This is a genomic window from Candidatus Gastranaerophilales bacterium, from assembly GCA_028693235.1.
Lineage (GTDB): Bacteria > Cyanobacteriota > Vampirovibrionia > Gastranaerophilales > Gastranaerophilaceae > JAQUVW01.
The window spans coordinates 298,468-318,918 of sequence record JAQUVW010000004.1; the positions used below are offsets into that span (position 1 = coordinate 298,468).

General features: G+C 33.9%; 19 protein-coding genes. 7 read left to right on the forward strand and 12 right to left on the reverse strand.

Going from position 1 to position 20,451, the window contains the following annotated elements; genetic code table 11:
* Positions 1-29: 29 nt before the first annotated feature.
* The 3 genes from PHV37_08780 to trpS form a co-directional block, all read right to left on the reverse strand.
* The gene (locus tag PHV37_08780) at positions 30-479 is read right to left on the reverse strand and encodes a hypothetical protein (GenBank protein MDD3238173.1); all 450 of its coding nucleotides are present in this window, start codon (positions 477-479) and stop codon (positions 30-32) included.
* Positions 480-490: 11 nt separating this feature from the next.
* On the reverse strand, positions 491-2,278 hold the full coding sequence (locus PHV37_08785) for a hypothetical protein (protein ID MDD3238174.1): 1,788 nt from the start codon (positions 2,276-2,278) through the stop codon (positions 491-493).
* Positions 2,279-2,451: 173 nt separating this feature from the next.
* Positions 2,452-3,474, reverse strand: coding sequence for a tryptophan--tRNA ligase (gene trpS, locus PHV37_08790; protein ID MDD3238175.1), 1,023 nt, complete (start codon positions 3,472-3,474; stop codon positions 2,452-2,454).
* A 191-nt stretch (positions 3,475-3,665) separates the two neighbouring features.
* Here trpS and PHV37_08795 point away from each other — a divergent pair, with 191 nt between their 5' ends.
* The 7 genes from PHV37_08795 (at position 3,666) to PHV37_08825 (ending at position 14,419) form a co-directional block, all read left to right on the forward strand.
* Positions 3,666-4,736 carry a type I restriction enzyme HsdR N-terminal domain-containing protein gene (locus tag PHV37_08795; GenBank protein MDD3238176.1) on the forward strand — a complete coding sequence of 357 codons (1,071 nt, stop codon included), beginning with the start codon at positions 3,666-3,668 and terminating at the stop codon, positions 4,734-4,736.
* Positions 4,737-5,438: 702 nt separating this feature from the next.
* A complete protein-coding gene (locus PHV37_08800; GenBank protein MDD3238177.1) occupies positions 5,439-7,493 on the forward strand; it encodes a transposase family protein in 2,055 nt (684 codons plus the stop codon).
* Between the two features lie 9 nt (positions 7,494-7,502).
* Positions 7,503-8,228 carry an AAA family ATPase gene (locus PHV37_08805; GenBank protein ID MDD3238178.1) on the forward strand — a complete coding sequence of 242 codons (726 nt, stop codon included), beginning with the start codon at positions 7,503-7,505 and terminating at the stop codon, positions 8,226-8,228.
* The gene (locus PHV37_08810; protein ID MDD3238179.1) at positions 8,182-9,888 is read left to right on the forward strand and encodes a site-specific integrase; all 1,707 of its coding nucleotides are present in this window, start codon (positions 8,182-8,184) and stop codon (positions 9,886-9,888) included. The genes PHV37_08805 and PHV37_08810 overlap by 47 nt, the downstream gene beginning before the upstream one ends.
* A 93-nt stretch (positions 9,889-9,981) precedes the next feature.
* Complete coding sequence (locus tag PHV37_08815; GenBank protein ID MDD3238180.1) at positions 9,982-12,588, forward strand: AAA domain-containing protein; 2,607 nt, start codon at positions 9,982-9,984, stop codon at positions 12,586-12,588.
* Positions 12,589-12,830: 242 nt separating this feature from the next.
* Positions 12,831-13,445, forward strand: a complete 615-nt coding sequence (locus tag PHV37_08820; GenBank protein ID MDD3238181.1) for a DUF6088 family protein — start codon at positions 12,831-12,833, stop codon at positions 13,443-13,445.
* Positions 13,445-14,419 (forward strand): nucleotidyl transferase AbiEii/AbiGii toxin family protein, encoded by a 975-nt coding sequence (locus tag PHV37_08825; GenBank protein ID MDD3238182.1) that lies wholly within the window; start codon positions 13,445-13,447, stop codon positions 14,417-14,419. The genes PHV37_08820 and PHV37_08825 overlap by 1 nt, the downstream gene beginning before the upstream one ends.
* A gap of 135 nt (positions 14,420-14,554) precedes the next feature.
* Here the strand turns inward: PHV37_08825 and PHV37_08830 are convergent, their stop codons facing one another.
* The 9 genes from PHV37_08830 to PHV37_08870 all read right to left on the reverse strand — a co-directional run bounded on the left by PHV37_08830 (position 14,555) and on the right by PHV37_08870 (position 20,446).
* Positions 14,555-14,881 carry a hypothetical protein gene (locus PHV37_08830; GenBank protein MDD3238183.1) on the reverse strand — a complete coding sequence of 109 codons (327 nt, stop codon included), beginning with the start codon at positions 14,879-14,881 and terminating at the stop codon, positions 14,555-14,557.
* Between the two features lie 70 nt (positions 14,882-14,951).
* Entirely contained in the window at positions 14,952-15,140 is a 189-nt protein-coding gene (locus PHV37_08835; GenBank protein MDD3238184.1) for a hypothetical protein, read from the reverse strand.
* Between the two features lie 109 nt (positions 15,141-15,249).
* The gene (locus PHV37_08840; protein MDD3238185.1) at positions 15,250-16,044 is read right to left on the reverse strand and encodes a DUF4268 domain-containing protein; all 795 of its coding nucleotides are present in this window, start codon (positions 16,042-16,044) and stop codon (positions 15,250-15,252) included.
* Positions 16,045-16,142: 98 nt separating this feature from the next.
* Positions 16,143-16,514 (reverse strand): hypothetical protein, encoded by a 372-nt coding sequence (locus tag PHV37_08845; protein ID MDD3238186.1) that lies wholly within the window; start codon positions 16,512-16,514, stop codon positions 16,143-16,145.
* A gap of 2 nt (positions 16,515-16,516) precedes the next feature.
* A complete protein-coding gene (locus tag PHV37_08850; GenBank protein MDD3238187.1) occupies positions 16,517-17,140 on the reverse strand; it encodes a DUF4417 domain-containing protein in 624 nt (207 codons plus the stop codon).
* A 13-nt stretch (positions 17,141-17,153) separates the two neighbouring features.
* Entirely contained in the window at positions 17,154-17,444 is a 291-nt protein-coding gene (locus PHV37_08855; protein ID MDD3238188.1) for a hypothetical protein, read from the reverse strand.
* The gene (locus tag PHV37_08860) at positions 17,441-17,953 is read right to left on the reverse strand and encodes an N-acetylmuramoyl-L-alanine amidase (protein ID MDD3238189.1); all 513 of its coding nucleotides are present in this window, start codon (positions 17,951-17,953) and stop codon (positions 17,441-17,443) included. Before PHV37_08860 ends, PHV37_08855 begins: the two co-directional genes overlap by 4 nt.
* Positions 17,954-17,955: 2 nt before the next feature.
* Complete coding sequence (locus PHV37_08865; protein MDD3238190.1) at positions 17,956-18,258, reverse strand: hypothetical protein; 303 nt, start codon at positions 18,256-18,258, stop codon at positions 17,956-17,958.
* Position 18,259: 1 nt separating this feature from the next.
* Positions 18,260-20,446 carry a discoidin domain-containing protein gene (locus PHV37_08870; GenBank protein MDD3238191.1) on the reverse strand — a complete coding sequence of 729 codons (2,187 nt, stop codon included), beginning with the start codon at positions 20,444-20,446 and terminating at the stop codon, positions 18,260-18,262.
* Between the last annotated feature and the right edge of the window lie 5 nt (positions 20,447-20,451).

Consider the following 20,451-nt stretch of genomic DNA (forward strand, 5'->3'; position numbering starts at 1 on the left):
GATAAAAACTCAAAAGAGCCTTATTGATATTAACGAATGTCTGACCCTGAAAGCTTTTGTTCTGAAAGTTTTATAGCGTCTTTAACTTTTTGCACGAAATTTTTGTCTTCGACATAAGCTAAAAGTTCATCTTTTGTGCCACATTCAAAAATCGGACTGTATGAATTGCCTTCTTTTGAGAAAACATCCATTCTCATTATTCTACCTGTTTCATTTGCCGAATCGGTAGATGGCTTGAATGAAAATTTGAATTTATCCGCTTCTGAATTCAAATCCGGATTTTTGCCCTCAGCTGTCTGAATCTGAAAATTACGTCCTTTTTGAGGTACGTTTTTCTTAACTTTTTTAGAAAAATCTTTTATAGTATCGTCAATAACATCATCAAGCGTATTTTTAATTCCGCCTGGGTTTGAAACGCCGAAAGACGCTTTAAAATTTAATTGTTTTGTTATGACGGGAATGTTGAATGCAACTCTCATTTTATTCTCCGTTAGGTTTTGTCGTTAACTATATTATTTTCCGCAAGATAAGTATTTGCTCCGCCCATCATGGCCTTAACTATAGTTGTTCTGGGCAATTTAGAAATCCAGCCTGCGTCATTATGTAATTTTTCAATGTTGTCTATATCTAGTGCTTTTAATATATTTTTATAGCATAAATATGATTGTTTTGCAGTTAAATTTTCACCATTATTTAACACAACTTTAGGATTATTATCTATAAAATCAGCTATATTAGGCATCGCAGACACTTCAGCACCTCTTTCAATATCACGATAATGTCTGTAAAGAGCTCTTAGATAACCGTTATATTGCTCGTAACCTTTTTGTGAAAGACTTTTAACTTTAGCTTCCAAAGGACGATATAAGGTTTTTAACAATGGATTTCCACCTGATAAATCTTTACTTTGGCTCAAATCATAAGGAATATGCTCAACATCAGCAAGTTTATCGATATGCTTACCTCTAATTTGGAACTCACCTAAAGTGCCGTCTTTGTACTCTATATTTACTTGTGAAGTCGTGTAGCCTGAATTTTTATATTTTATTGTTCTTTCAGCAAGAGTCCCTTTGGCTCCGCCTGCTTTAGCTGCTTCCATCAAAGTCTCGATTTGAGAATCAGAAAAATAAGGCGTAATATCTTTGCCTGTATAGTTGTCTATTTCAGTGAATTTAATCTTGCCATCACGCAATGCTTTAGTTAAAGCCTCTAACAAAGAGTCAACTCTTGCTGAATCCACCTTGTCTAAAGACACTCTTGTACCAATCAAATCACCTATTTCGGCTCTTGCCTCTTCAACATTGGAAATCCGCTTCATCGAAGTATAATCCGGGGCTTTGCCGGCTTTTTGAGCTTCTTTTATAATTCGTTCTTTATCAGCGGTCATTCTTGTTATCAATTTATCTTTTATAGAAGATGCACCTTTTACCCTAAAAGTAACAATATCACGCATATCTTCAGGAAGAACAGCCTTCAATTCATCAACACAACCACCTGAACATGCTTCTTGAGAACCAAGAGCCCTAACCCCTTCATCGTGAAGTTGCTCAGCATATCTTTGCAATTCATCTAATTTGTCTTTGCCAAATGATGAATCAATTTTTTGCAATCTGCTTATATCATCAGCCTCTCTTGTATTTACAGGCTTTAAAAACACACCTTTTAAATTTGTAAAGGCAGTTTTATTTTTAATCATTTTAGCTGATTTTGAAAGATTTTCAGGAATAGATTTAAAACATTCGACAACAGCTTCTGCCATTTTCATGTTTCTGGTACCGTTACCGCAAGCACAATCAGTCTTTACGATTATATCTTTGCCGGCAGCTTTCAATGAAGATTTTGCACTAAGAGCTGAAGCTCCTATTGAAAAACTTCCTGCACCTATACCTTCCCAAGCTTGTTCTGCAGCCTTATCCGTTTTTGCAGTTGCAGCTTTAACAGCACTTTTTCCTATTTGAAAAGCACCTGTAGCGACACCTAAAGCCGCCATAACAGGAAGCATCGGGGGAAGAGCTGCGGTAACAAGAGCTCCAGCAAATAAAACACCGGCACCAATTGCAAGATTTTTTGGGCTCTTAAACAAGTTGGCGATAGGAGAAATTACCCCTTTGGCAAAATGTTTAGCTTTTTCTTTTGTAGATATTTTTCCGTCATCAAATACATCTGCATTTAAAGACTTATAATCGGTTTTACCGCTGAAAACGGGCGTAGAAACCTTACCTGAAGAATACTTCAGATTATTTAATAATTTTTCATTTTTAAGAGGTGCTATAAGCACAATATTCCCTCTGGTTAGTGGTCACTATTATATAAAAAGCCAAGCCTATAAAAAATTGCTAAAACATTACTTACACATGGCATAAGAGATGTTTTTCTTCACACTGCAACATTATATTTTATACTGGTTTAAAGGATTGAATTGGTTTGTAAAATTATATTAACGAAAAAAATTTACTTAAATGCAATTCCGACAATATCTCTGACTTTTTCCATAACAGACTCAGCCTCGCATCTTGCTTTTTTGTTACCTTCATTCAGAATATCATAGACTTTGTCCATGTCATTTGCGTATTCAAGCCTTTTGGCTCTAATTGGAGCAAATTTTTCATTAATAACTTTTGCAAGTTGTCTTTTGCAATCGGCACAACCTCTTGAACCAGCAATACATTCATCGGCGACAACTTTTTGTAATTCTTCGTTACCGAAAATTGAATAATAGCTATACGCAACTTCGCACTTGTCAGGATGTCCGGGGTCGTCTTTTCTTGCTCTGCTTCTATCTGTAATTGCTCGCATAACTTTTTTTGCAGTAGTTTCTTCGTCATCAGAAATTTTTATATCATTATTAAATGATTTACCCATTTTTTGCCCATCGACGCCTTTTAGCAAAGGGATTTGCGTCAATTTTGGAGCAGGTTCGATAAAGAAATCCGTGTTGTATATATTATTAAATCTTCTTGCAATATCTCGAGAAATCTCAAGATGTGCCAACTGGTCGGTCCCAACAGGAACAACTGCAGCATTAAACGCCAAGATATCCGCTGTCATTAAAACAGGATACCCCAACAGCCCATAATTGACCTGCGGTATATTTTCTTTGTTAGCCCCATCTTTGCCTTTCAAAATTTTAACCATATCCTTTAACGTCGGGTCACGTTCCACCCAATTATTAGGCGTAATCATACTCAAAAGGATATGAAGCTCAGCAATTTGAGGAATTTGAGATTGAAAATATATATTTGCACTATCAGGATTGATTCCGCACGCTAACCAATCAAGCACAACATCTAATCTGTCTTGCTTTAAAGCTTCTGTTTTATCATATTTTGTAGTCAAAGCATGCCAATCAGCCACACAATAAAAACAATTAAACTCGTCTTGCAATTTAACCCAATTAGTCAAAACCCCCATATAATGCCCTAAATGAAGTTTTCCCGTTGGTCGCATACCTGACATAAGTTTTTCTTTTTGCATTTTTAATTCCTTTGCTACATTTCTTACCTTGATTATACATAAAAAATACAGCTACTTTAATACCAACTTCAATTTCCTAAATATAAATAGCTTCAAGTTCTAGTAATATATATCAATATTGGTTTTTTAGCCGAAATATGTTAATATTAATTAGTTTAGAGCATTAAAAGAAGTAGTTAAGGAGATAATAAATGGATTTTATAGACAAAATAAAAGACATAGCAGAACGAGCAAAAAGTCTAGGCGATAAATTGCAAACTGAAGAAGCAACAAAAAATGCTTTAATAATGCCATTTATAAGTGCATTAGAATATGATGTTTTTAATCCGATAGAAGTTGTTCCTGAATATACAGCTGATGTGGGTGTGAAAAAAGGTGAAAAAGTCGATTATGCAATTATCAAAGATAATAAACCAATAATTCTAATCGAGTGTAAAAAAATAGAAGATGAAAAATTAGAAGCAAAAAAACATGCTACTCAATTATTTAGATATTTTACAGCAACTGATGCAAAGTTCATAATATTGACTAATGGAATAATTTACAAATTCTTTTCAGATATTGAAGAAAATGGAAAACTTGATAATGAACCGTTTTTTACATTTAATTTGCTAAATTTTAAAGAAAAACAAATATCTCAATTGCAAGCATTTAGTAAGGGAAGTTTTGATATAGAAAAAGCATATGCTAATGCAAGTGACTTAAAATATATAACACAATTTGTAGACGTTTTATTTGAAGAATATAATAATCCAAACCAAGAATTTGTTAAATATTTAATCAATCGTTCTGGAATCTGCCAGGGCAGAATTACCCCACAAATAATAGAAAAACATACAAAAACCACAATCGAAGCATTCAATTCATTTATCTCAAAGATAATGAAAAATGTGCTAGATGGCAGTATTTCACTAAATACTGTAAAACAAAACGATAAAGAAGATAAAAAAAATGAAGTAATTACAACAATTGATGAGCTTGAAGGATACGCTATTGTTAAAAGCATCTTAAAGGGAACGATTAATATAAAAAGGGTAACTTATAGAGATAATGCAAGCTATTTTAATGTTCTTTTAGATGATAATATTAGAAAAACAATTTGCAGATTATACTTTAACAGAAGCCAAAAATACATTTCATTTGTCGATGATAATAAAGAACAAAAAGAACCAATATCAAGTGTTGATGATATTTTTAATTTTGCTGATAGAATATGCGAACGAGCAAAATACATTGACACAACAATTCCTTTAAAAAAATAACTCATCGCTTAAAAATTAAAGGACTCTATATATAGGAAATAGGCTATCAGGCAATCGCATAGAAATTTGTAGTTGAAAAATCAACAAAAATCTCCGAAAGTATAATTAACCGGACAGAATGCAAAACTAAGTAATTGAAAATATTAGGCGGTTATATAAACCGTGTGGGCGTTTGAGGCACTTCCCTCATTTGACGAACCAATAAGGAATTGATGTCCGTTTTGTCCGCTTTTCGCCCCCTAAAAGTCCTGATTGCGGATGCCAATTTTGCCTGAACGTTCAAATATATCTAGCTTTCAGGCATGGACATTTTGAATTACCTACAATTACCTGAAAGCTTTAATTCCTTCAAAGTAGGAAGTGTGTAGAAATGCTTTTAAAATGCCCTTTTCTGCTTTTAAACGTGGAAATCTCTTCCCTCTGCTTCGATTACCTGAAGTGAGAATTCTCATTCTGTCTGTTATTTATATAATATTAGCTTTAAACCCTTAAGCAGGAAGTATTTATGCGAATTTTTAGCGATTTTTCCAAAATTAATCAAAGAATAAAAAATAATAGTGCTCAGGTAATCGAAATTTCAAAAATCAGGTAATTGAAACACGACATATTTAAAAATATTTGAACAGGAACGAACACATTTCCCCCAAATCGGTTCCAATTTGAGAATGAACGATTTATCATTCACAACAAAGGAATCAAGATATGGCAAACATTAATAATATTAATACAGAAAGCACCTGGCTCGATGTTGAGACGGTAGCAAAATTAAAGAGCATAAGCAAAAGAGGAGTTCGGCTCTCTCTGAATCAGGATCGATACGAATATAAGGTAGAAAAAGTCCGAGGCGGAAAAACATATAAAATTAAACTCAGCTCCTTAGAAGAAGAATATCAGATTAAATATATAAAAGAATATTATGACGATTTAACATCCGTAAACGGAGAAATAATCGAATTACAAAATTTTAATATTAAACAGGAAAAACTGATATCAGAAACCCAAAAACAAAGAGCACTTGCAAAATACGATATAGTGATGTGCTGGTTGGAATTCAGAAGAAGCTTTAAAAAGAATAAAATCGAAAACGCCTGTTCTGATAAAAAATTTGTTGAACTATATAATACAGGAATTTTACACGAACATATTTTTAAAACCCTGGGACGAATATCATTCGGGTCATTATATAGATGGCGGTCACTTATTAAATTTAATGATGATTGGACGGCATTAGTCGGCCAGTACAAATATTCTACAAGCAAGGAATACAATACATCCCTGAATGAAGAACAGGTCAAGATATTTTTAAAAATACTTTTATCTCCAAATTCATTTTCCATAGGAAAATCTATAAGCCTGACAAAACATATATTATCAGAGCGTGGTTATGAAATTCTTCCCAAGGATGTAACTTTCAGAAGATATGCAGAATGGTTTAGAGATGCAAATTACGACAAATGGATACTTGCTAGAGAAGGTCAAAAAGCACTCAAAGATAAAGTTGAACCTTACATTGTGCGAAACGCAAGTCTTTTAAAAACAGGGCAGGTGCTAATCGCAGATGGTCACACCCTGAATTTTCAAGTAATCAATCCATTTACAGGAAAACCTTGCCGAGCTACATTGCTCGGCTTTTTAGACTGGAAATCAGGAGGGCTTGTAGGTTATGACATTATGCTTGAAGAATGTACGCAAAATATTGCATCAGCTCTTCGAAACGCAATATTGAACCTAGACCACGTTCCTGATTTTGTTTATCAGGATAATGGCAGAGCTTTCAAAAGCAAGTTTTTTAACGGCGACAAAAAGTTTGAAGAATTAGGTTTTACAGGCATTTATCAAAAATTAGGAATAAAACCTATTTACGCTGTTCCATATAACGCAAGGGCAAAGGTAATAGAAAGATTCTTCCTTGATTTTCAAGAAGGCTTTGAAAAACTTATGCCAAGTTACATCGGCACAAGCATCGAGAATAAACCCGCTTATATGAAAAGGAATGAAAAATTACACAGGGCACTGCACGAAAAGAACCACTTTATTCCGACTATTGAGCAGGCAATGGCGTTAATAAATGAATGGTTGAAGTATAAACACGCTCAACCCTGCACCAATGTTGAGGGTAAAACAATCCAAGAAGTTATAAACGAAGTCGAGAAACAAGACATTAATGAAAGAGACCTTGATGACTTAATGTTGGCTCAAGAAGTAAAGCACATCGGCAGAAACGGCATCAGGTTCTTAAAAGCTGACTATTTTGATGAGGCACTTTACGGAATAAAAGGGCAATCAATTATAAAATACAGCCTCTTTGATTTAAGCTCCATCAAAGTCTACTCGATAAAAGGCGAATTTATATGCAGAGCAAACAGAGTAACAGAAACCCATCCGCTCGCTTACCATATGGGAGATATTAAAGATATTGAAGACTACAAGCACAAGGTAGAACGGCAACAAAAGCTAAGAAGGAAAACTATAAAAGCCGTTAAAGAACATTTTAACCTGGACGAAATTGATTTGATTGAAAAAGAATTGGTTAATAAATTACTTGTCAAAGATAAACCAAGTCAGCCAAAGCCTCTTCCAAAAGAAGCAAAATTAATTCCAAAAGTAAAAACATCAATTGTCGCTCGTCCAATATTTAAAACGAATTTTGAAAGATACGACTGGCATATGAAACACGGTTGCATCTCGCAGGACGACAGAACTTGGCTTGCAAGCTACATAAAATCAGAAGAGTACAAAGAAATATATGAAATATAAGGAGGTAATATGAAAAAAGTTTTTGTTAAAACTAAGAACGTGAAAAACTTCATCACTATGATGAACAATCTTAAAAACAGAGCAGATGGAGTTCCTGGAATGGCTTTAGTTTATGGAGAACCAGGGTTGGGGAAAACTCAGGCGGTAGTTTGGTGGGCAGCACAAAATGATGCTGCATTTATTAGAAGCACCAACCTGATGTCAGGGAGATGGCTTCTTGAAGAAGTTGTAGAAGAACTTGGCGAGGTGCCGTATTACAGAAGTTCAGAACTATTCAAACAATGCATAAGGCAATTAAAAACCGAACCTCGAGTGATTATTGTTGATGAGATAGATTACCTCGCCGCCGATTCTCACGCAATTGAAACGCTAAGAGATATTCACGACAAGACCAATGTTCCAATAGTTCTTGTTGGAATGGGACAGGCTGATAAAAAACTTATGCGATATCGACACCTGTATGACAGAATTTCTGAAAAATTAAAATTTGAACCTTTTACTCAAAATGATATTAAAGGAATAGTCGACCAACTTTGTGAAGTTGAAACTACCGACTGTGCAATAAACTATATTTACAACCAAACAAACCGATTCCGACAGATAGTTAAGCTGATTAACAAGGCTGAAAATATTGCAAAAGCGAATGGCTTAAAAGGAATTGACGAAGTAACATTAAAGGAGTTTATCAATGACGATCCAATTGAAACTATTGAAACTTGCAAAAAATCTAAATAAATTTTCGTTTGATGAATTACTAATAATCAGCGAAGAATCGGAAGAATCTGTTAAAGCGTTTATAAATGAAGCTGTTGAGAATAAAAACATAAAGCAGTTAGGCGAGGATGACTTTGTATTTATTTCATTGCCAAGACCTGAGCAAAATATCAAAAAGGAGTCACGATTGCTGAAGATTGGGGCTCGCACATTTAGACCCGAAAAAATTGAAGATATCATTGATCCCAAAGTTCAAAAACGGGAATATGAAATTTTCAAGGCTGCAAAACCATACGCTCAAAATAAGGCTTTAAAGTATTTGCTGCTGTTTAAAGCTGCAAATGGTCGAACAGGACGAGAATTAAGTCATTTTATTGAGATTTGGAATATTAACTATCCAGACTACAAAACATCTAGGGTTAGTTATTATCAAAAAAGAAACGACTATTTAAGAGATGGTATTAGCAGTCTATTGCCAAATTATGGTATTAACTCAACCAAATCAGTGATTCCTGATGATATTTATTATAAATTTAGAGAACTATATTTATCGCCGAAAAAAATATCTGCATTTAAATGTATGAGCCTGCTTAAAAATATGTTTCCAGAAGAAGTTATTGATATGGGATCATCTTTCCCATCTTTGAAAACTTTTTTACGGCGAATAAATAAAGAATTCAAGAAATCAGAAATTGAATATTTCAGAAATATGTCTATTAAAATCCCTGATTTTATAAAAACTCAAGACCCTATAAACTCTAAGGAAACAGGAGTAAAATCCCCGATAATAAAAACTTTTAAAGAGGCGGGCAAGCATTTTTTGAAGTCAGATTATTGTAAAAACCTTAAGCCATCTACTTTGTTTTCATATAAAGGCTATGTCGAAAATCAGCTCACGCCATATTTTCACGAAACTCCTTTAACCGAAATAACAGAGGAGAAGGTCAATGAATTTAAGCACACTATGTTAAATGACGGCTTAAGCACCTCAACCGTGAATAAATATATTGATATATTGATAATCATTGTGAACACTTATTCAGCAGGTGATAAACTTCCCGATTCAGTTAAATTTAATTATGAGAGAAATTATTATCAGGATATGCGAATTCTAGAAATTGATGAAGTTAAAAAATTGCTTCAGACTGCAAAAAAATATTATCCCGATTTTTATCCCTTACTTTTGACAGCAGTTTCAACTGGTATGTCTCGTGGAGAAATATTGGGTTTAACGTGGCAGGATATTCTGTGGGAAAATAAACAGATACAAGCAAGGAAAAGTCTTTATAAGGGTGCATTGGTAAAGCATAGGACTAGAAATTCAATCAGAAATATTGATATCTCTGAGGATTTAATTGTTGTTTTGAAAGAATGGCAAAACGATTGCGTTAAGGGTGAAAAAGATTTTGTATTCCCTAATTCTGAAGGCGAAGCACAGGATCCTGATAATATGATTAAACGCAGGTTTATTCCAACTGTTAAAAAGTCCGCCGTTCCGCCGATTCGATTTATCGACTTGAGAGATATTTATGCATCGCTGTTAATCAAGCAAAACTTGCCACTGATTTATATTCAAGAACAACTCGGTCATAGCTCGCCACAGGTGACAGCTGAAAGATATAAATTTTTGCTAGAGAAAAATCAGGTTAAAAACTTGAATATTTTAGATGGAGTTTTATAAAAACTATTTATATTTAATTACTTATTTGGCTAAGTTTATTGTAATATTGTCATATAATGTCTCAATTTTCCTAAGTAATTAAGGGTGTAGTGGATGAATAATAAACACAAACAATTTCAAATATACCTTAAAGGTAAAAATGAGACTTGGAGAGTCAAAGATTTTAAGCATTTTGGAAGCAAATGCGAAGTTACATTTACTAACGATAAAAAATTTACTTATAATGCTAGAAATGTTCGAATAGTTGAATCAGCATTAAATGCAAACAAATCGCGCAATTGCTTTGATTATCTAAAAGAAATTGCTGAAGCAATAGGGCTTAAGGCCGAAATTTATGGAGGAAAAGTTGTAAATATTTTATCTTACAACTATTCTAAAATTGACTTTGTAATGCCAGATAGTATGCTTGGGGCTTTTCTCGGCGGTAAAATTACTGAATCTTATATCCGTAATCCTATTGCTCTAACAGATGAAATATATCCTTTTGGATTTAACGCAAGTCAAAAAAGAGCAGTCGAAAATGCATTAACTAACAAACTTAGTATAATTGAAGGTCCGCCAGGAACAGGGAAAACTCAAACAATTTTAAATATTATTGCTAATGCTGTTATGAGAGGTGAGAGTGTTGCAGTTGTTTCAAGCAATAATTCAGCAACAAAAAACGTCCTTGATAAACTCAAGAAATATGATGTTGATTTTATCGCCGCTTATTTAGGAAACACTGTCAATAAAAAAGACTTTATCAATTCACAAAAATCACTACCAAATATCGCTGCTTGGAAGATTGAGCAAAAAGAAATTATTGCTTTACAGCAGATGCTAAAGTCACGTTATAGCACATTGCAGAAAAAGCTTATTCAGCAGAATGAACTCTCTGCTTTAAAACAAGAGTTGTCTTCTCTAGAATTGGAGCAAAAATATTTCACCCAATATTATGATAGTTTTGGGCCTCAACTAGAACCACAAGATATTCAAAAAATTCGCTCATCTCAAATAGCTTTAGAAATGTGGTTGTTATGTGAAGATTTTCAAGAATCAAAACAAAACGTAGGATTAATTAAACGTGTTTTGGAATTTCTAAAATTTTGGGATAGACGTAAACCATTGGTTAGAAAACTACTTAAACAGTATTCGAAAAATTTTCTTATTGCCGTGCTACAACAACGATTTTATGAGTTAAAAATAGCAGAAGTCACAAAGCAGATTGCAAACTTAACCACAGAACTTGAATCATTCGACTTCGATGCAAAAATGAATGAATATTCGGATCTTTCTGCCCAAATTTTTCGTGCAGTATTAGAGAAAAAATATTCAACTAAAAATCGAAAAATATATGAACTGAACGACCTTAAAAAAGAATCTAAATCTTTTATTGATGATTATCCTGTGATTTTAAGTACAACATATTCGCTTCGTTCTTGCTTATCAAATAATGTTATGTACGATTATGTTATTGTCGATGAATCTTCTCAAGTTGATTTATGCACTGGCGCACTCGCATTGTCTTGTGCGAAAAAAGCAGTTATTGTCGGAGATTTGAAACAGCTTCCTAATGTAGTAGATTCAAAATCAGCAGATGCTACAGATGCGATTTTTGAAAAATATAAATTGCCGGAAGTGTATCGGTATAAAAAACACAGTTTGCTCTCAGCTGTGACTACAATGTTTCCTGATGCACCAAATACTCTTTTAAAAGAACACTACCGATGCCATCCTAAAATTATAGAATTCTGTAATAAAAAATTCTATGATGATCAACTTATTGTGTTGACAGAGGCTAAGTCTAAGCGTTCACCACTCGTCTTGTATAAAACAAGAGAAGGCAATCACGCACGAAACAGAATTAATCAGCGACAAATTGATGTTATTAAAAGTGAAATTATTCCTCAACAAAAATTAAATACGGAAGATGGTTCTCTCGGAATAGTAACGCCATACCGGAACCAAACGAATGCTTTACAAAAGGCTTTTGAGGGCATGAATGTTAAGGCAGATACGGTAGACAAATTCCAAGGACAAGAAAATAAAGTTGTTATTCTATCAACAGTTGATAATGAGATTTCTGAATTTACAGATAATGCAAATCGATTAAATGTTGCGATATCAAGAGCTGTTGAACAATTGATTGTAGTTGTAAATGATGACGACTCGCTGAAAGATACAAATGTCGGCGATCTTGTTCGCTATATAGAATACAATAATTTTGCAATTATAGATAGTAAAGTTTACTCCGTTTTTGATTATCTGTATAAGTGTTATGCTAAACGCAGAAGAAAATTCCTTGCAAAAAATAAACGAGTCTCAAAATATGACAGTGAAAACTTAATGTACTCATTAATAATGAATGTTTTAAAAGAAAAAGGCGGAAATCGTTTTGATGTTGCTGTTCACGTTCCATTGCAAATGATAGTTCGTGATACAAGTTTAATGACGCCGGCAGAAGAAAAATATGCAATGAATGCTTTAACACATGTGGATTTTCTTATCTTTGATTCAATTGATAAATCACCACGACTTATGATAGAAGTGGATGGGGTAAAATTCCACGCAGAGGGCTCTCGACAAGCAGAGCGTGATGCCTTGAAAAATTCAATTCTCAAAAAATACGACTTGCCATTGCTAAGGTTCAGAACTGACGGAAGTGATGAGCGTCAGAAATTACTTAAAATGTTTGAGAACTTTAACAAAGCTTGTAGGTAATTTTGATTTTTATTAACAAGGCTCTAAAAGCATTTTAGTAAATTTTTTGCAATAGTTATTGACTATGTTAACTTAGCACTGTTAAAATGAAGTGAAGTAAACAAGCTTCATTTTAACAGTGCTGGCTTGTTTTTTGTTATGAGAATTTTTATTAGATTTATTGTTTATTAAACATTATGAAATAATGACTTGATTTTACAGAAAAAGTATGCTATTTTTATGTAAAAGTTAGGGTTTTAAATATGAAAAAAACAGCGAAAAATCAGATAGTTTCCCGAATATATGGTCGAGGTAGGGGTTGGGCATTCACCCCGAATGATTTTATTAAAGATTTCAAGCGTTGGGAAATAGATAATTCACTTGAGGATTTGACAAGTGAAAATAGAATTCGCCGAATATTACGAGGACTTTATGATTATCCTTTGTATAGTGAAATTCTTAAAAAAAATGTAGCTCCTGACATTGAACAGGTTGCTAATGCATTGGCAAGGAAGTTCAGTTGGAGGATTCAACCTACAGGCGATACTGCTCTTAACTACTTAAATCTTTCAACTCAGGTTATGGGGAATTATATCTATTTATCAGATGGGCCAAGTAAAAAATATGATATATGCGGACAAATTCTTGAATTCAAACGTACGACATTTAAAGAGGCATCTTTGCAAAACAAAACAGCTGCACTTGTTGTTCAGGCAATAAAAGCCATTGGGGAAAATAAAATTACACCAGAATTTAAAAACAAGTTAAAGAATAAATTCAGTAAAGAAGAATGGCAAAAGATAAAAGAAGATGGTTCAAAATCTCCTCTTTGGGTTTACAATATTATTTCAGAAATAGCCGCCGAGGATAATAATTAATGTTAGAAAAAATTGCCGCTTCAGCGGAAACTGAAAGAAAAGCTGTTTTTATAGAAGCGGCAAGTGTAAACAAAATTCCCGCATCAATGATAGAAAAAGATTTTTGGGTTTGTTGGACTCTTAATAGACTGTTTTCAGATTTAGAGTTGCAAAAAATACTCTGCTTTAAAGGTGGGACATCGCTTTCTAAAGTGTTTGGTGTAATCGAGAGGTTCTCCGAGGATATAGATTTAATTTTAGACTGGGATACTGTTTTAAACGGTAAAGAAATCAGATTAGGATCTAAAACACAACAAGACAAAAGAAACAAAGAAATAAATGAAGAGGCTCAAGTTTATATTGCGACAACATTAAAAGAAAAAGTTGAAAATACTGTTGGTGACATTTGTATAGTAACAATAGACGAATTTGATGGGAATACTTTACAGATAAATTATCCAAAAGGGATCGAGGATAAATATTTATTGCCACATATTAAATTAGAAATTGGACCTCTTGCTGCTTGGACTCCAAATAAAACATATCCGATAAAACCTTATATTGATGGAATTGGGAATATAACAATAGAGGAAATAAAAGTTCCAACAATCATTCTTGAGCGTACTTTTTGGGAAAAAGTTACAATTTTACACAGGGAACATTTTAGAACTTCGGATAAGGCACAACCCGAAAGATATTCTCGCCACTACTATGATTTATATAAAATTGGATATTCTGATTTTCTTGAATCGGCATTGCAAAGAACGGATTTGCTAAAGCAGGTCGTTGAATTTAAAAAAACTTTTTATCCTTGCGGATGGGCACGTTACGACTTAGCAGTGTTAGGCTCAATAGAATTGATGCCGACAGATGAAAATATTGATTTCTTAAAAGATGATTATAAAAAAATGCAAGGAATGATTTTTGGGGATTATCCAAGTTGGGATGATATTTTAACCTTCTTGAACAAACTCCAAACTGAAATTAACTCATAAATTTAATAATATTATTTTAAAACTCGCCCACGAATCAATAAAAACGAACTACTAAACCTTATTCCCGTACGGTAATAAAAGAATGAAATAGCCATTAAATTTAATAAATATTCCCGAGCGGTAACATAAAAGTTTTTAAAACAAAATTTCTTTAACATATTTTTTGAGTCTATCTATATCCGTTTTGAATTCTTTTTCAGCTGCTCCTGCGTTACTACGATAAGTTACGTGATAGCAGAGTCCTTTTGGAGTATTTATTTCTGAATATGGTATTGAATAGATCAGCTCCCATTTTTCATCTTTTAAAATATATGCTCTCGCGTAACATTGTTGATCGTAGGAATCTGATTTAATTTCTAGTTTTATTCGCTTTTCGTCCAACTTATAAATTTCTCTAAAACTAATGGATTGTGATCCTTTATAAGTTATTTTTTCAATTGTTGTTTCTTTAATTTTTGACATTTCGATTCTCCTTAAACTGCCTATTTGTAACGGTTTAGGTTAGTGGCAAATTGTGCCACTAACCTCTTTTTTATGATTCAACCGGGGTTATGTTATCCATCTCAGTGTTGTATTTTTTACCTTGGGGATCAACGCAGGTAGCGAAGTCTACTTTGCCGTCAGAGTAAACATTGACCCAGGTTGATATTAATAACCCAATTTCTTGTTTTTTATGGTTGTAAATTTTAGTTCCGTACATTGTGTAATCTTTAGTTGTCATAATTTTAGCTCCTTTGTTTTGTTTATCTACAATGACATTAATCACTTGTCAGGGACTGAATATCAAGCTATTCAGACTATTCTGAATCATTCAGACACATTCGTTTTTTCTATAAATATTTGCTAAAAACAGTTTTGAAATTTTGAGCTAAATCAATATGTGCTTTTATTGCTTCATCAACTTGTGCGGAGTCAGTTATATCAAAGCCCAGTGTTTTTCTAATTTTTGAGGATTTGTTATCAGGTTCATTTATCCAATCCAAAATTCCAAGTTCTTCTTCTATCTCAGCCTGATGGGTTTGTAGCTCTTCAAAAATACTCTTTTTGTAATTTATAAGTAAATCCACCCCGATGTATTTTATTTGGGTGCTAATTGTTAACATCAATGCAACACCTGCTTTGCCCATCGGCAGATACTGCCAATGCTGATATCTCGGATTTATTTGAACATCGGGATTCACTTCATCGCATATTTCAAAATATCGTTTCCAATATTCAATTTGAATCTGCTTCGCCCTGCTTTGTCCTTGGGCTTTTGTTTCAGGTTTTAAAAGGCATTTAAACTCTATTTTATCGTTGTTTAAAGAGGCTTTAAAAATAAAAACTCCAAAGTCTTTATTTGAAAATTTATTTAAAGTTGCTGCTGCTGTGATTAAGTTTTCTCTTTCATTTGCAACAATCCAAACTATAAAAGGCGATTGCGGTAGGTTTTTAATTTCACTCAGGGCATTGATAATCGTTTCAGGATTTTGTGTTAAATCTGCAATCGTAACGATTGTTTTGCCATTTGCTTTTGGATAATCAGCAAGCACTGATATAATTTCAGAGGCGTTGTGATTTGCCATAAATTCTTCAAAATTCTTTTTGCTTTTGAAGGCATCTTGAGGGATGATTTTTTCTGTCATTATATTTCTCCTTTAATTGGGTAACGACACATTCATCCCTCGCAATAGCTTTCAATTAAAGTGTTTTAGACTATTCTGAATCATTTAGACACAATAAATTAGTCTCTTGGGATTTTAAATCCTCTGTTCTTAAGTTCAACAAAAGATTTATTAGTATTTTCTTCAGCGTTCTGCATCGACTCAAATTTTCTATCATATTTTTTCTTCGCTGCTTCAAAAAGTTTTTTCTCTTTTTGATAATTTGGTGAATCCTTGCTTGTCGAATAAAATTTTTCCTGCACTTGAACGGCTTTGTCTTTGAATGTCGAAAAATCGACCCGTGCCAAGTTATGAGCTATTTTATTTTCATGATATGCGCCCCATAACTCTTTATTTGTCATATTTTGATAGTGAGTATCAGAATGTTCTTTTATAAAAGAGCTTCCGCCGCCACCACCGCCTTTTGAACCACTTGAGCCTCGACCTCCCATAGCTACCTCGCTTTCTTTTTATTAAATTTATTTGTATAAGGTTCGAACCATCTAATATTTTCATAATTTTCAAGTTCTTGTAGTGTATTGCCATAAATCAAAATCTGACTTGGTTCAAGTCTTTTTATCATTTTTTCAAAACCTTGCACAAAAAGAGCTTTGGCATTTTCATCATTTAAAACGCCAACTGTTGAAACAGCCACAATTGAAGATTTTTCTACACCCAAAAACGCAAATTCATAGCTTCCTTTGTCAGACCAACTGATTGTCGGAATAACTTTAATTCCTAAACTTTGCCAATATGCTGCACACCAACGGTTACGATAGACTTGCCATATTTGCATCGCTTCAGGATAATTTGTGTACAAAGAAAAATCCGGCGACAAAACTCCCTGATATTTTTGCAATTCTTCAATTTGCGAATCAGGGCTTTTCCAACATCTCTCAAAACGATAATCATCTAAAAAGAAATGAGCCGTTCCGTTTCTGTTTGAGTCCACCCTGTAGGGGATGAGCTCCGTTACTTCGAACTCATCCTTTTTTACATCAGGGATTCCATATGAATTAGAAGAGGAAAAAAATCCTTTTTCTATATTCATTATTTTTATGTTGTCACGCCAGTTCATAAGTAAATATTTCCTATTTTCTTAAATCAGCAACAATGCCTGATAAATGATTTGCAAACGATTCAAGGGCGTTTACACCTTGCTCAAAGCAATAATTATCAACATCATTCGGTGTTGCATTGATTTTGTCTTTCAATTTAAACAAACTATCAATCGCCGGTTGAGTGTATTTTGCAAGGTTTTCATACAACTTAGTTATGCAATTCGGCACATTTTTTTGAATAAGATTCATAATAAACGGCTCGATTAACAACCAAATTACGTTTAATTTTTTCCAGTTTGTGAGTAATGCTAAAAAGTTCATAGTGCTTTTCCTTTCTTGATTTGTGTAATATACCAACTGATTTTATTTCTTAAGTAGTCTCCGGCTTTTTCTTTTGTAATATTTGGAAGATACGGCAAATATGCAATATCTGACTTACCCTCTCTTTCGTTTACAGGGCGTTTTTGGTCAAATTCATAGTGAGTAAAAACTGTTTCCTCGGTAACTTGAAATCCGTATTTTATGCAAAGTTTCGCCGCTTTTGCACACATTGCTTCAACCTGCTCTTGAGTTATCGGGTATTTTGTTTGCTTGTTTTTTAAGTCAAATCCTGCCATACCGCAGCAGGATAAACCTATGCATCCTGTGTTTCCGCCGCCACAGTGTTTTGCATATTTCCCATCCTTACAATTAATGTTGTCTTCTGGTGCGAATTTTCCTTTAATTTCCTTTCCTGCGGAATCAAATATAAAGTGGTAGGCATCAATATCTGTTTGGCACGGATTGCTTGAACCTGCTGTCCAATGCATACATATTTTATTCAATGACATTGTTAAATCACCTTCTTTCTAGCTTCTTGTCGCTCTTTCAGTAGTGCTAAATATTCATCTGATGTCAAAGATGTTTCAACCCCGAGTGCTAATTGATCCCTGTGTCTGATAACTTTCCAATCAGAATTAGTTAAAAATTTTGTGGCTTCTTCTGAATCCGCTTCTGAAAAAAGCGAATCCAAATTGACAACCCACTCTCCATTTTGAAAAGTAGCAGTTGGAATCGGTCGCTCTGGCACCTCGATATCGTTGAACATTAAATTTTCAACAAATAAATATTCTCCGTTTCTAATTACTGTTTTCATATTAAAAATTCCTTTCAAGTTGGATGACTAACGAACAATTTGAAGTTATTGACCTGTTCGTTCCGCCATAATCCTTGTATTGCATAAGCCCTGTGCCTGTTCTGACATAGAACAAACAGTCATCGTAGTAGAATCCGTTATTATTCCATTCATGGCTGTAATCAAGAATGGAATCGATTTCCCAAGGCATAATAAAACCGTTTGTTTTATCTTTTATCCAAGTAGAAATTCGCATATTTTTGTAATCAAAGCCAAGGTTATGGGAGAAGGCAAAAGTTGATGAAGCCCAAATATTTGTTTCATCACTGATATAGACTCCCTCCTGGGCATAGCTGTTTACATCTGAAACAAAATTATGCTGAGTTTTAATTCTGCCGATAAAATTAACTTCTTTTGCCTCGTATTTGCCTGTCGCAGGGTTGTATTTATAGAATGTATTTTCAGGAATTACATAGCAGTAAGCAAGTTCAAAGACCTCAAGCTGTGCAATTTGAGCGTAAGTTGCTCCATTCATAATATTTACGATTTCAAGTTTGTATTTTGAACAAGGTGTGAAATTTGTTGCATCAAAATATCTGACTTCATTTGCACCCCAGGCAACTTGAGCAGGAATTTCAGCAATGACAATCCATTTTTCACCGTCAAAACCTTTTATGTAACCGTTATAAATGCATCCTGTCGGAGTATCAGCACTTGCGGTTATTCCAAATCTTGCCGCTATTCTCGAGTTCGGGAACTCAATTTGTAGCCATTGGTTTCCACCAACAACTGATGCCATCCATTTTGTAGCAAGGTTGTGATTAAAAGCACAAGCAGGAATATAGCTTGCATTGTAAGTAGAACTTGCCGTTGAAATATACCCTTTTCGAAATTCTGCGGTAGTAATATCAGATGTCATTGTCGGAACTGAATTAACATCTGAATGTTTTTGTAATTTGTTTGTATAAACAGGACGGGCCGTTGTGATAACAGGCTGAAATTTATTATTTTCCTGCTTTTGCATTGCCAAATACATCATTGAATTATTAAGCAGATTCTCAAGCATATAACTTTCGGTTATCGCTACTAATTCATTAACTTTTCCGCTTGCGGACATTCCCTTTGCGTTATTCAGTAGAAGTGGATTATCCGCACTCAAATCAAGTTTGGCAACCATAGGCATATATTCGTTTGTTGCGGTGTAATATTCTAATGCACCGATTGAAAGATAGCTTCCTGCACCTGAAATTGCTGTAACAGAAAGCCTGTAAAATTTAAAATTAGCAGAATAATTTAAAGCAAAAATCCTTTTTTCACCTTGTCCCCAAGCACCAATGCCTGTGTAATCCCCAAGTAGTTGCCAATTTACATCATCATTACTGCCTTCAAGTATAAAATTGTATGGAGAGTATAAATTAGCATCAGCGGAATTTCTTGCGGAAATAGAAAAAGCAATGATTTTGGGAGTAGAGGTTTTAAACTCAATTTTTGTCCAACCGGTGGCGATTCCATTTGTTGTAATCCAACCGTAAACATCAGAGTTATAGCCCCTGTAGCATTTCCAAGGCAGGTAGCTTGCATCATAATAAGAAGAAGCTGTAATAACGCACTGTTCATGAACAGCACTTGTCATAGCAGGAACAATATTTGTTGATAGTTCAATTTTTCTCAAAAAATCTGCTCGACCTGATGAATTTTTTGGACAGTTTAAAATCGTTTGAGGTTTAAAGGAATTGGTTCTGACTTCTTTAGCCCCAAAGTATCCGATTTCTTTAACCTTGTTTTCTTCAAAAACATATAAAGAAACATCGCCTTTTAAAACCAAGCGGTCTGCATTATTTTGCAAGGCTAAAGTTTCAGAATTTCTGATGGTCCTGGACTCCAAAAATTCAACAATAGCAATTCCTGATGTCCAACCGGCAATTTGTGTTATCGTTTCAGCGCCTAAAACTTTAAAATAATTTGTTTCACTTGTTAGTGTCAGAATGCCGTTAACACTTGATATTTCACTAAAACTGTTCAGTTTTAAAGCGCCACCCAAAGTTCCACCGCCTGCATCCATTTTTGTTTGGATTTCAGATTGGAGGTTTGTAATTTTGTTTTCCTGATCGTTATTGGAAAGCCTTAGCGTTTCAAAGTTTTCATTAACTTCAGCCGCTTTTGCTTTTTCGCCTGCTTTAAATTCTGTTAATTTGTTTATTAAAGTCATATTAT